The following is a 12,513-nucleotide window of genomic DNA, read 5'->3' as shown; positions in this document are numbered from 1 at the left end:
GATCGTAATGAAACCAATGTCAAAGGTGTATTTGCTGCGGGTGACTGTACCACCGTGCCTTACAAGCAAATCATCATTGCGACAGGTGAAGGTGCCAAAGCGTCTCTATCCGCTTTTGATTATATGATTCGCTCTGATGTTTAAAATAATCTAAAAACATGTGCACGCATTTACATTTCAAAAATGTAAGTGCGTGTTTTTACAAGTTATCAACAAATTTTCAACTTTATTATTCATACAGTTTATGTTTATATTTTCGCTATCCATACCTATTGGATGCCACAAAGAAAAGGAAACATGAAAATGAATAAATTACTTGTTGCATTAGGTCTCGCTGCTACTGTTGCACTTGTAGGCTGTAATAAAGATAAAGCGCCTGAAACTGGGGCAACTACTGGCGAACATTTAGAAAACGCTGCTGAACAAGCTGGCGCTGATGTGAAAAATGCTGCTGATGCTGCAACAAGCAATGTAGCTACAGCAGTTGATACTGCTGCTGATCAAATCGACGCTGCTGCTGATCATACTGCTCATGCAACTGCTGAAGCTGCTGCAAAAACTGAGGCTGCTGCCCGTGACGCAACTGCTAAAGTTGCTGGTGCAGTTGAAAACGGCGCTGCTGATGTAAAAGAAAAAGCGCAACAATAATCTTTTGATTATAAAAAAGCCTCTGATCACAGAGGCTTTTTTAATGCAGAGAAAACTAACCGAGTAATCCTTCATCACGCATTGCAATTTGTACCGACTGACGTTCAGCGACTTTATTACGCAAAGCGATAATATGAATATATGGTGTTAAATCGTGTTCAATATGATTTGACCAATTTGTAAGTACAAATAAATACGCATCTGCTGGACCAAAATTATCATCCACCAAATAATCATATTCTGATTCAGCTAAATAATTGTCGATATATTTCAGTAAACGATCTACTTCAGCATATGCTTTGGTTTTTTCATCATCCGTTAACTTACCACTAGAGAAAACTGCATAAGCATCATGCAACTCAGAATTTAAATAACCTAACCATTCAAGGACTTTGGCACGCCCCATGCCCGATGGTGGGATTAAATCCTGTTTAGGATCGTGTTGTGCCAGAAACGGTAAAATTGCAACGTTCTCAGTTAAGATTAAACCAGGATTAATCTCTAAAGCTGGAACATAACCTTTCGGGTTAATTTCATAATAATCTACCCCTTTCGAGGTTTTATGTGTTTTTAGATCAACGCGTTCTAAATCAAAATCTACATTTATTTCATTTAAAATAATATGTGCTGCCAATGAGCAAGCACCAGGTGAGTAATACAACTTCATAATTGATCCTTGTTATCTAACTCTTATGTTCTAAAATGCTTTACCATAATTTGCAAAATGTGTTTCCACAAATTTGTCAAAAAAAGTAAAAAATACTGAATGATCTGACTATTAGTGAAATTACATGATTTTGCAAGTAGTCTTATGTCAACTTTTTATTATCATCGTATATATCCTGCTCAAATAGATCATTTTTTTGAGGAGAATAGATTACTTCTATCCTCCTCTTTTTGCATAGATCACACTTTATCTTTTCTCGAGCGCTTGGAAAAACTTGCAAGACCCAAAAGACCTAAGATCGATAACCATCCAAAACTCCCCGATGAAGTATTTGACGGTGAAGGTTTATTCTCGGCATCACTCATATCAAGATCAACAATTACAGGATCATGATCTGAAGAGCGATAAGCATCTTCTGAGAAAAATAATGCTTTTTGTGCATCGGTTTTATATTCTTCGTTGTAATCTAAGACTGTTGGTTCATCTGCATTGATATGCCAAGTAAATGCTTTTTTTACTTTACTATATAAATTTGCATCTGCGATTGCGTGATCTAAATTGCCTGCGCCGCCATAGCCTTCCGCATTACTTGATACACCAAACACATAGCTATAAGCCTGCTCACCTTGCCCTACAACTTTGTCATTTAATAGAACTTTGTAATTTGCCTTTTCAAACACCTGAATCGGATCTTCTTTAGCATAACTATTCATATCCCCCAAAACCAAGATGTTTGGCTTTTCAACCTGAGTTGGATTTTTTGCCATCCATTGAACGAGTTGTTCAACAGCTTTCACACGCGTTGGGTTCCAACAACCCTGCCCATCTTTTTGATCAGCATCTGTTGTATTGGTATCGACACCTGTACATCCTTTAGATTTCAAGTGATTAGGAATAATCGTGAACATTTGCTTTCCAGAAATCGGTTGGAAAGTTTGCGCAATCGTCGATCTATTCTTATCACCTAAATCAAGTACAACTGGCTTGTTCACAGGTTTTACACGTTTGCTGTTATAAATAATGGCAACAGCAATCACATCTGTTCCTAAACGATCCTGATTTTCAGGAACTACATATTTCCAATCAGCGCCTAAAGCTTGGGTTAAATATGCAATTGCACTATTTTTATCATAGCCATTGTTTGCAATTTCCATCAAACCGTATACATCGGCATCAATTGCTTTTAAAGCTTTAATAATTTTCAAATGCTGTTTATCAAATTCAGATTGACTAGATGCTCCACGCTCAGTTGGAAATCCTGTTTTGCCATTGTCATAATTTAAGACATTAAATGCTGCTGCACGTATCAACCGCGTATCTTTAGTGGCGACATTTGGTCTTGATGGTGTTTTAGTGACCAATTCTGGGAGACTACGCCCCTGAATAGGCTGAATGCGCCAACCATTAAAACGGTATTCTAAAATCCCTTCAATGTTCTTAAGTTGATCACCAGAGCGCAAACTATTTGTTGCACTGAAGCTCTGCGGCAACCAAGGCGTTCTGTTTTGATTGTTATAACCATCATCTAAAATAATCTTCGATAATAAGTTTTTCTGTGCTAATGCTTTTGCCTCAGCAGATAAAGGTGGATATAAATTTGTTGGAATAAATAATCGCTCCTTACTTAGTGACAGCTCACCAAAGCGACCATAGTTATAATTTTCACTGATGGTTAAAGTTTGCGGTAGTTTTACCAACATCCCTTGATAAAGTTGCGGTGAATTTGCAGTTAATTCAGTCAAACTATGAAACGGTAAATCAACACTTTTTGGCTGTACCTGATTTGCCATATTGCTATTACAAGTCAAAATATCTTGCTGTAACTGATCAATCTGTAATTGGTTTTGATACGCAGTCAAACGTCCTCGTAAGATCACTTCATCCCCAACTTGCCCACCTTTAACAGAGCTACTCGCTGGAATATAAACAAAAATCGCATTACTCACGTTTGGTTTAGCTTTACTATCAATAGTTTGAATATAAAAACCAGAGAAACCATTTTCATAACGATAATCAGCAGTGATCACACCACGGAGCGTATAGTTTTGCCCTTGAGTTGCTTTATTATTTAAATCTGCAATCGCGGTGTCCGTACTTGAGCAACTGACTATTTCAGTAATAGGAGGTGTTGTTGAGCCTGTTAGATTTGAAAAATCATTCCGATCCTTCCATGCACGCCAAGAATTATCAAAATCAAATATAGTTTTAGGATCAACCTCAGCTACAGGATTTACCGTTTGCAAGCGAGTAAAACTATTCGCTTTACTAATTGTTGTTGTGCCCCAGCCACCAGAAACTGGTTGCTCACCCAATCTTCCAAAACGATCTACCACTTTGCCTTTATAAACCAATAAAATGGCATCATCGCCATTAAACGAAAGTGCAGCGACTTGATTGACCTTATCCCCTAACTCAGTTTGTAAGGCAGTATGTCCAACTAAAAAGCGCCCCTTACTCGCAAGGTTTCCGACTAAAGGATAGACAAATGGCTTAGATGTACCACCATTATTAAACTGTTGAATCTCATAATCAGCTAAATTAACGGCTGTTTGATCTGGATTATAAATTTCTAATCCTTTTTTATTATTACTACCATCAATATATTGGCTAAACATCAACTGGGCATGTGCCACAGAAAATACCGAAGAAGCCCCCAATAAGCCTAAACAAATTGCAATCGAATGGAATTTAAAATTTTTCATAAATTTTTACTTAATGTTTAAATCGACATTAGGCTATTCAATCTCTGTGACAAAAACATGAAGATTTTTTTACAAGTTTTTGATCGTTTGGAAAAACAAATGATCAAATAAAATCATTTAAAGATTTGACTTGACCTGATGAACACTTAAAATACGGCATTTCTATATTTATATCTCCAGAATCATGTCAAACGATCAGTTAGAAACGCAAATTACGGAACTCGACAATTTGCCTGAGCACCGTGAAATTGTGACGTTTATGCGTCGTTCAGCTCCGCTTAATACATCACAACGGACTGCTTTAGAAGATTATCGTGATTTAATTTTGGAATACCCAGTTGGTGATTTACGTCAACACTTTGAACATCCTGAACGACCTTTAACTGTTGAAATTGGCTTTGGTATGGGGCGTTCTTTGGTACTCATGGCAAAAGCCAATCCAGAACGTAATTTTGTCGGAATCGAAGTACATGTACCAGGAATTGCACAATGCGTGTATGAAGCTGGTATGGCTGGCTTGAAGAATTTATTTGTACTTGATGCAGATGCGATTCAAGTATTACGTGAAATGCCTGACAACAGCATTAACTGTGTGCAACTGTACTTCCCAGATCCATGGCAGAAGAAGCGTCACTTTAAACGCCGCTTTGTGATTCATGAACGTATGCAACTGGTTGAACAGAAGTTAGAGCTTGGGGGTACCTTCCATGCTGCTACCGATTGGGAGCCATACGCAGAATGGATGCTTGATATTTTAGATAATCGTCCAGACATGGAAAATTTAGCAGGTAAAGGTAATAGCTACCCTCGCCCTGAATGGCGTCCAGTAACCAAATTTGAGCGTCGTGGACTTGAATCTGGTCACAAGATCAATGACTTTATTTTTAAAAAAATTAAGTAGTGATTCTTAAAATTTCAAATACAAATAGCATTAAATATTATTTATTTAATGCTATTTATCTCATATTGGCTTACTGATATTAATTTTTTAAATCTTAAAAGAACAAAAACTGAATGCTCTCTGATGTCCATAGACGATAAAAACTATATCTCTCAAACCGTTATTATCGAACGGACTTTCTAGAATCAAACCTGATCAAACCTAAGTTGTTCTATTTACATGATCTATAAATATTTTTTACTCATATTTAGCTAAAATAAGAAACAGATAATTTTTACATCCCTTTAAGAAGTTATCGTTTCATAAACAATGAGTGCTATTCACTGTAATGATTTAACTCAATGATGAAGATAGGTTGGTTTTATGGAAAAAATACTGCAATGCCCCAAATGTGGTTCTACAGAAATCGAAGTACGTGATCATAACAAATTACTAAAAACAACAGGCGGAGTTCTAATGACGGCGGCGGGAACTACGGCTGGAACAGTGGGTGGAGCTGCAACAGGTGCATCAGTTGGTGCCACGATTGGTACTGTAGCAGGTCCATTAGGCGTCATTGTGGGTGGGACTATTGGAACATTTGTAGGTGCAATTAGTGTCGGAATTACTGGAGGAATCGCGGGTAATATTTTTGGGAAAAAAGCAGGTGTGGCGATCGACAAAAATATTTTCCAAGACTATCTTTGTCTCAAATGTAAACATCGTTTTAAACAGAAAAATTGATTAAGCTTGAGGCACATTTACATTCTTTTTTTAAGCTGATATTTAACAAATTATATCAGCTCAATGTATTTAGAGATAATCGCTCGATTTTCTAATATACAAATACATGATGTTCTAACATCTCTTGATATTAAAAATCATTCAAATTTTGTCCATCACAAATAAAATGAAATGGTTTCCCTATCATTATTTTCCGTGTAAATGTCGTTTCATAATACCTTCACTTAAAAGTTTATAAACATCCACAAGATCGCTTCCTGAATTCTTTTCTAATAACTGTTGATGCATTTTTAGAATATTTTCATCACCACGCATTGCAGGACCTGTTTGCATTTCTTTAGGATTATTGATCGTTGCTTTTTGAGCAGTTTCTAAAATCAATGGATAAAGTAAAGAAAAATCAACCTGTTGCTCATCAACAATTTGTTTAGAAAGATCATAACAGTAGTTGCTAAAATTGCATGCAAAAACAGCAGCCATGTGTAATGTCTGACGTTGTTGAGAACTATATTGATAAACCTTCGGAGTCAGACTATGTGCTAATGAAGCGAGCAACTCCAAGTCATTGTGCCGAACTGCCTCGACAAACATAGGTGTTTCTGCCCAATCAATCGCACGCTCATGACTAAAAGTTTGTAAGGGATAAAATACGCCAGATCTCTCATGTACTGTTGAAAGCACCTCTAAACTGGTACTTCCTGAGGTATGAACAATTAATGCTTGCTGTAAATAATGATTAATTTTCTGAATAACATCAGCTATGGATTGGTCAGATATAGCAATAATAACGAGATCAGTATTGGGATTTAATTGATCAAAATGATTAATCCCAGTAGCTTCCACTAAAGATGCTAAACGATTTGCTTTTTCTAAATCACGACTAAAAACTTGTACAATCTGGTGATCAGGATGTAATACTTTTGCTAAATGACAAGCAACGCGCCCTGCACCAATAAATGTAATTCTCATTTTTATTCGACCTATATACAAGCAAAGCTATCCATTATTAAATTATTTACGGAAAATTTCTAATAATGAATTAAATCACTAAAAAGTTAAGCAGAATAAGTCACAAAACCTATTCTGCTCAGAAACAAAGTTTAGATGAATGTCTGTACCGCTTTACCCTTCAAGGTCTGGCCTAGCAAAGGTGTATTTTTACCTTGAGATAAAATTGTCTCTTTTGATACTACCCACTCTAGTTCTGGATCAACCAACACCCAACCTGCTTCTTGCTGCCAACGTTCAGTCATATTTGCAACCTGCGCTGGAATTGAAGTCACTTTTTCAACCCACTCTAATGGTTCAAACAGACTTTCTTGAATCAGTTGTACACCCAAAGCTACATAAGTATCAAAAGCCGTTATTCCTGGTTGTGTTTCTGCAAAAGGCGCCATTTTTGCTGAACTGCTTAATGGTTCATGATGAGTACAAATTGCATCTATCACACCCTCTTTCACACCCTGACGCAATAACGCCTTGTCTTGTTCAGAACGTAATGGTGGGCGAACATGCGCAAGTGAGTTAAAACCATCAGTGAGTTGTTCAGTCAAATGTAGTTGGTGCATCGCAACATCCGCAGTGACTGGCAAACCTTTGGCTTTAGCTGCGCGAATCAAATCAACTGACGCACCACAAGACAATAAACCAAAATGTGCTTTCACGCCTGTTGCTTCAATCATCAAAAGGTATTTAGCAATTGCAACTGTTTCCGCGATCGCTGGAATCATTGGTAAGCCTTGACGAGAAGCGATAAAACCTTCGTGCGCGCAACCATCTTTTGCAAGCTGTGGCTCTTCGGCATAGAAGACAACGGTCAAATCCAAACCAGCAGCATACTCAAGAGTACGAATCACAACATCATCATTTTCAAATGCTGCATTGGCATTAGAAACAGCAGTACAACCACCTTTCTTTAAACCTGCCATATTAGCCGGCTGCTTCCCATTCAAACCTTGAGTTTGTGCACCAATAATATGTAGATAAATACCACCATCTAATTGTGCCTTTTCAATCAGACCATGAATAAGTGCGCCATTATCTTGTACGATAGGTTTTGAGTCTGGTGGAGTAATGACATGTAAAATACCATTTGCACGCGCAGCTTTACCTTCTGACTTTAATGTCCCATGTTGTTGTTGCCCTGGCTCACGTAAGCGTGCGCACAAGTCAACCATGGTTGGCATTAACCATTTACCTTGACCGTTAATCGTTTCATCAATTTGATCTGCGCTATCAACGAATTTACCATTCTTAATATAAACCGTTTGAACTTGATCAGTTTTTTGAATTGGATCGAGCACACGGACATTTTCAATTTTTACAATACTCATGTGATCTATCCTTTAAAGTGCAATCGCTTCAATTAAACCTTGTTCTTGTAACTGCCCTTGCATCGCAAGTGCCAGTACCGCCATTCGTACTGCAATACCGTTGGTTACTTGTTTCAAAATAACCGATTGATCTCCATCCGCAATACTTGAATCAATTTCAACACCACGGTTCATTGGACCAGGATGCATAACGATGCAATCAGGTTTAGCGAGCGACAAGCGTTCTTTATTAAGTCCATACATTTTGTAAAATTCAGATTGTGAAGATAATGCAGGTGAATCAATCCGCTCGTTCTGGATACGCAGGGCAATAATCACATCACAGTCTGTCACGCCTGCATCCATTTTATTAAACAGGCGTACATTTTCGCCATATTCATTAAAACCAACTGGTAACAGCGTATTTGGTGCAATCACGCGAATATCGTTGCAACCTAGTGTTTGTAAAGCAGCCACATTGGAACGTGCTACACGCGAATGTTTAATATCACCAATAATCGCAACAGTTAAGTCTTCAAATGGCTTCTTGGTTTCACGGCGAATGGTCAGCATATCTAACATCGCTTGCGTTGGGTGCGCATGACGACCATCACCTGCATTGATAATTGCCACTTTAGGACAAACATCTTTAGCAATAAAATGTGCTGCCCCAGAAGATGAATGACGAACTACGAAAATATCCGCAGCCATCGCTTCCAAATTCCAAAGCGTATCACGTAAGGTTTCACCTTTAGAGGTACTTGAACGTGCAATATCAATATTCAGAACATTTGCAGACAAACGTTTTGCAGCTGCCTCAAATGTAGTGCGAGTTCGAGTAGAGTTTTCAAAAAAAAGATTCATCACCGTCAGCCCTTCTAATAACGGACGGTTAATCAAATTATTATTATCGTCTAAAAAACTTTGTGCGGTATCTAAAATCTTGGTTAGGCTTTCTTTAGAAAGACCCTCAATGGTTAAGAAGTGCTTTAAATTTCCTTGTTGATTCAATTGAACCTGACTTGGTTGATGCAGGGCTGCAATATGCATAAAAGATTCCTATAGGTCGAATCACCAAAACTTGCATAGTGTAGCCCAATTTCTCTACTTTCGCAGAACAACTTTTCACCATTATGTTGCATTAAATGAGAGAGTTGCAACAGATTCGGCTAGCGGAGAGCACCAATATAGTGATGCGATACTTGTGCCCGATAGATTTCCTCTTCAGTGACTTCGGCAAAGTAAAGTTCTTCATCATTTGTTTGCTTTGGTTCTGCTACAAATAATGTTGATTCAGACTCAGGATATAAATCAAGCAAATGACTTAAACGCTCAACATAATGCGCTAATTCGGCATCGCGCGTTTCCAGTGCAATTTGCATAATATATCTAGCATAAGCTTGGTCATGCACCAAATACATCACATCAATCACACGACTACAGACTCGTCTTAAACGCACATACATTTGAGTTGCAACAGAAAAAGCTTCGGCATTTAGTACAAGTTCATGGTTCGTATTTGCTTTCATAAAGTCCTCACATCGTTGGGAGAAGTATTTCTTGATAATCCAGCTTTAGAAAGCAAAATATGTACCAACCATTCAAAACAAATAAAAATTATTTTATGACATGGTGAACTTATCTGATAAGTAAAAAACATATGCTGAAAATTTAAAGCAAAGACGTGATTCAATCTAAATAAGTAATACCGTATTACTAATCCAAAGAGTTTCACAATATGCCTTAGACCACAAATTAGAATTAATCTATGGAACATAATAAGGCTAAACATCAAAAGAAAAACCGTATTTCTCTTCCAAAATCAGTTAAAATAGTCGATTGCTAAAAATGTTTTTGGAAATTTGAATGAACGCTAAACCACGTCTAACAGACTATTGGGTGACCTGTGCTGACGGGCTTGAAACCTTATTACAACAAGAACTTGAGAATTTAGGCATTCAAAATATCCAACGTTTTGCTGGGCGTTTAATATTTAAAGGCACACTTGAGAATGCCTATCGCGTTTGTATGTGGTCTCGTTTAGCCTCTCGTGTGTTGTTACCAATACATACCCATGAACTTGAATTCACACATGACGCGCGTGATGTTGCAGAAGAACTCTACGAGGGTGCGATTAGCTTTGATTGGTCTCTTGTTTTTGCACCACAAAGTACCTTTGCTGTTCGCCTACATGTAGAACGCGAAATTAAAGTCAATACACAGTTTGCTACACTACGAGTTAAAGATGGTGTTGTTGATTCATTTATGGAGGCGGTTGGCAAACGCCCAAGTATTGATATTAAACAACCCGAAATTACACTTTATGTATTGGCTGGCAAAACTGAGCATACTTACTGCCTAGATTTATCAGGTGATTCTCTGCATAAGCGTGGCTATCGCCGTTTTATGACGGATGCACCGATCAAAGAAAACCTTGCAGCAGCAATCTTACAAAAAGCACAATTACAACAACTACAACCTGATCTAATTCTTGACCCAATGTGTGGTTCAGGCACATTCATTATTGAAGCCCTCATGATTTTAACGGATCGTGCACCAGGTTTAATCAGACGTTTTGGTTTTAATGGTTGGCATGGGCATGATCGTGAATTGTGGTTATCACTGAAAGCAGAAGCAGCAGAACGTCATGCAAAGGCTTTAGAGCAACCTCTACCCAAGTTTTATGCCTACGATGCGGATTGGGAAGCGGTTAAAGCCACTCGCCAAAACATCATTGCAGCAGGTTTTGAAAAAATACTCGACCAAATTCAAATTGAAGAACGGACTTTAGCAGATTGGGATGATTTCCATGCTGAAGGTAAAAAAGCCTTTGTTGTCACCAACCCTCCTTATGGGGAACGTTTAGGTGATAAGGCCTCTAGTCGATCATTCTATTTAGGTTTATCAGGATTATTACAGAAGAATTTTCCAAATCAGCCTGTTGCCGTGATTGCAGCACAAATTGAACAAGCAGATGTACTGGCTATCACCGAACCTCAAACTTTACGTTTGATGAATGGTAAATTACCAATCTACGTGCGTTTTGGTACCATCAAGCCAGCAACCGTCACCCAACCTTTTTTGGCAACATGGCAACCTCAGCAATTTGAAAAAATTGAAGGTGCAGAAGACTTTACCAATCGTTTGCAAAAAAATATGCAAGCCTTAAAAAAATGGGCTGTGAAAGAAAATATTTTTTGCTTACGTTTGTATGATGCCGATCTACCTGATTTTAACATTGCCGTCGATTTATATGGAGATCGTTTGCATGTTCAGGAATACGCACCACCCAAAACAATTGATCCTGAAAAAGCCAAAAAACGTTTTAATTTGGGTTTAGCTGCCATTCGTGCAGTGACTGGCTTAAATCGTGACGCAATTTTTATCAAAACCCGTGCAAAGCAAACGGGAACCAATCAATATGAGAAACAAAGCACTGCGTCTAAACGTTTTATTGTGCAGGAAGGCAAAGCTAAAATTCTCGTCAATTTAACAGACTATTTAGATACTGGTTTATTCTTAGATCATCGTCAAATTCGTCTAAGAATTGCCAAAGAAGCACGTGGCAAACACTTTCTTAATCTTTATAGCTATACCTCAACTGCTAGCTTACATGCAGCACTTGGCGGTGCAGCAAGTACTACGAGTGTCGACCTATCAAATACTTATTTGAATTGGTCAAAAGAAAATTTTGTATTGAATGGTTTAACGGTGGATCATGCTGATGAACAACATATGTTCTTTTCGAGTGATTGCTTTGAATGGTTAAAAGAAGGTCATGAACAATATGATCTCATCTTCATTGATCCTCCAACTTTCTCTAACTCAAAAAAGTTTTATGGTACATTTGATGTACAGCGTGATCATGTTTCCCTGCTTAAACGTGCAATGAATCGTTTAACCAGTGATGGTACTTTGTACTTCTCAAATAACTATCGTGGGTTTGAGTTAGATGAAGAAATCGAAGCAATCTATCATGTCGAAGAAATTACTTCTGAAACGATAGGCTTAGACTTTAAACGTAATCAAAAAATTCATCGTGCTTGGAAAATCCAACATAATCAAATTTAAGGAATGATTTTTCTCATTATTTAAATGTGAATTTGGTTCTTTTTACATTAGGAGAATCAAACTCATAAATCATGAAGTTATCTGGAGCCTCATCATGGGGCTTCATACTTGCTTTCTTCTTTTCCCGCACATCCATTACAGACGTTTTCTTTTGTTCTTCATAAGGTGATAAAGCACCTTCAGCAAGCATACTGATCCTTATTTCACGCAAATTACGGTCACTCAATATGCGTTGAGAACGCCAACGTTCTTCCTCTGGCTTCATCGCATCTCGTTGAGCTTTTTCGATAATATTAGGCAGCGCCTTGGTCAACATACCTGTTTGTAAGGCTAAAGTTCCCTCTGTCATCGGTTGCACAGCCCAACCTACTATTGGAAATGCTGTTATGAACATAATTACACCAATATAAGTGCAATAATGTTGCTTATTCTCCATTTTAATTCATCCTGAATTTTTTTCTTATTTATTCCGAAACTACCAAGCTTTTC

The 12,513-nt window shown here is 37.8% G+C and carries 11 protein-coding genes and 1 pseudogene; 5 read left to right on the top strand and 7 right to left on the bottom strand.

Annotated elements, in window-relative coordinates:
- Positions 1 to 144: pseudogene (locus CDG59_RS15085) on the top strand (pyridine nucleotide-disulfide oxidoreductase); the annotation flags it as partial.
- Positions 145 to 303: 159 nt separating this feature from the next.
- Positions 304 to 648 (top strand): hypothetical protein, encoded by a 345-nt coding sequence (locus tag CDG59_RS10435; protein WP_087545240.1) that lies wholly within the window; start codon positions 304 to 306, stop codon positions 646 to 648.
- Between the two features lie 55 nt (positions 649 to 703).
- On the opposite strand, the gene CDG59_RS10430 is transcribed toward CDG59_RS10435, so the two are convergent.
- The gene (locus tag CDG59_RS10430; protein WP_087545233.1) at positions 704 to 1,315 is read right to left on the bottom strand and encodes a glutathione binding-like protein; all 612 of its coding nucleotides are present in this window, start codon (positions 1,313 to 1,315) and stop codon (positions 704 to 706) included.
- Positions 1,316 to 1,554: 239 nt separating this feature from the next.
- Positions 1,555 to 4,017, bottom strand: coding sequence for an ExeM/NucH family extracellular endonuclease (locus CDG59_RS10425; protein ID WP_087545231.1), 2,463 nt, complete (start codon positions 4,015 to 4,017; stop codon positions 1,555 to 1,557).
- 184 nt (positions 4,018 to 4,201) lie between these two features.
- On the opposite strand from CDG59_RS10425, the gene trmB reads away from it, so the two are divergent.
- A complete protein-coding gene (gene trmB, locus CDG59_RS10420; protein ID WP_004662584.1) occupies positions 4,202 to 4,918 on the top strand; it encodes a tRNA (guanosine(46)-N7)-methyltransferase TrmB in 717 nt (238 codons plus the stop codon).
- Positions 4,919 to 5,281: 363 nt separating this feature from the next.
- A complete protein-coding gene (locus tag CDG59_RS10415; RefSeq protein ID WP_087545230.1) occupies positions 5,282 to 5,641 on the top strand; it encodes a hypothetical protein in 360 nt (119 codons plus the stop codon).
- A gap of 186 nt (positions 5,642 to 5,827) precedes the next feature.
- Here CDG59_RS10415 and CDG59_RS10410 read toward each other — a convergent pair whose 3' ends face one another.
- The 4 genes from CDG59_RS10410 to CDG59_RS10395 all read right to left on the bottom strand — a co-directional run bounded on the left by CDG59_RS10410 (position 5,828) and on the right by CDG59_RS10395 (position 9,482).
- Positions 5,828 to 6,610: a Rossmann-like and DUF2520 domain-containing protein gene (locus tag CDG59_RS10410; RefSeq protein ID WP_087545228.1), complete on the bottom strand. Its 783-nt coding sequence runs from the start codon at positions 6,608 to 6,610 to the stop codon at positions 5,828 to 5,830.
- A 131-nt stretch (positions 6,611 to 6,741) separates the two neighbouring features.
- Positions 6,742 to 7,974, bottom strand: a complete 1,233-nt coding sequence (locus CDG59_RS10405) for a dihydroorotase (protein ID WP_087537348.1) — start codon at positions 7,972 to 7,974, stop codon at positions 6,742 to 6,744.
- A gap of 12 nt (positions 7,975 to 7,986) precedes the next feature.
- Positions 7,987 to 9,003, bottom strand: a complete 1,017-nt coding sequence (locus CDG59_RS10400) for an aspartate carbamoyltransferase catalytic subunit (protein WP_087537349.1) — start codon at positions 9,001 to 9,003, stop codon at positions 7,987 to 7,989.
- Between the two features lie 119 nt (positions 9,004 to 9,122).
- Complete coding sequence (locus CDG59_RS10395; RefSeq protein ID WP_005159614.1) at positions 9,123 to 9,482, bottom strand: hypothetical protein; 360 nt, start codon at positions 9,480 to 9,482, stop codon at positions 9,123 to 9,125.
- A gap of 337 nt (positions 9,483 to 9,819) precedes the next feature.
- Here CDG59_RS10395 and rlmKL point away from each other — a divergent pair, with 337 nt between their 5' ends.
- A complete protein-coding gene (gene rlmKL, locus CDG59_RS10390; RefSeq protein ID WP_087545226.1) occupies positions 9,820 to 12,024 on the top strand; it encodes a bifunctional 23S rRNA (guanine(2069)-N(7))-methyltransferase RlmK/23S rRNA (guanine(2445)-N(2))-methyltransferase RlmL in 2,205 nt (734 codons plus the stop codon).
- Between the two features lie 16 nt (positions 12,025 to 12,040).
- Here the strand turns inward: rlmKL and CDG59_RS10385 are convergent, their stop codons facing one another.
- Entirely contained in the window at positions 12,041 to 12,460 is a 420-nt protein-coding gene (locus tag CDG59_RS10385) for a hypothetical protein (protein ID WP_087545225.1), read from the bottom strand.
- Positions 12,461 to 12,513 lie beyond the last annotated feature (53 nt).

This window comes from Acinetobacter sp. WCHA29, assembly GCF_002165335.1.
Taxonomy (GTDB): Bacteria; Pseudomonadota; Gammaproteobacteria; order Pseudomonadales; family Moraxellaceae; genus Acinetobacter.
Note: the sequence above shows the minus strand (reverse complement) of the source record. Positions and strands in the feature narration are given on the sequence as shown.

Excerpts from the sequence above, each read along its gene's own strand:
- CDG59_RS10435 (WP_087545240.1), top strand. The coding sequence starts at position 304 with ATGAATAAATTACTTGTTGCATTAGGTCTCGCTGCTACTGTTGCACTT.
- CDG59_RS10430 (WP_087545233.1), bottom strand. The coding sequence starts at position 1,315 with ATGAAGTTGTATTACTCACCTGGTGCTTGCTCATTGGCAGCACATATT.
- CDG59_RS10425 (WP_087545231.1), bottom strand. The coding sequence starts at position 4,017 with ATGAAAAATTTTAAATTCCATTCGATTGCAATTTGTTTAGGCTTATTG.
- trmB (WP_004662584.1), top strand. The coding sequence starts at position 4,202 with ATGTCAAACGATCAGTTAGAAACGCAAATTACGGAACTCGACAATTTG.
- CDG59_RS10415 (WP_087545230.1), top strand. The coding sequence starts at position 5,282 with ATGGAAAAAATACTGCAATGCCCCAAATGTGGTTCTACAGAAATCGAA.
- CDG59_RS10410 (WP_087545228.1), bottom strand. The coding sequence starts at position 6,610 with ATGAGAATTACATTTATTGGTGCAGGGCGCGTTGCTTGTCATTTAGCA.
- CDG59_RS10405 (WP_087537348.1), bottom strand. The coding sequence starts at position 7,974 with ATGAGTATTGTAAAAATTGAAAATGTCCGTGTGCTCGATCCAATTCAA.
- CDG59_RS10400 (WP_087537349.1), bottom strand. The coding sequence starts at position 9,003 with ATGCATATTGCAGCCCTGCATCAACCAAGTCAGGTTCAATTGAATCAA.
- CDG59_RS10395 (WP_005159614.1), bottom strand. The coding sequence starts at position 9,482 with ATGAAAGCAAATACGAACCATGAACTTGTACTAAATGCCGAAGCTTTT.
- rlmKL (WP_087545226.1), top strand. The coding sequence starts at position 9,820 with ATGAACGCTAAACCACGTCTAACAGACTATTGGGTGACCTGTGCTGAC.
- CDG59_RS10385 (WP_087545225.1), bottom strand. The coding sequence starts at position 12,460 with ATGGAGAATAAGCAACATTATTGCACTTATATTGGTGTAATTATGTTC.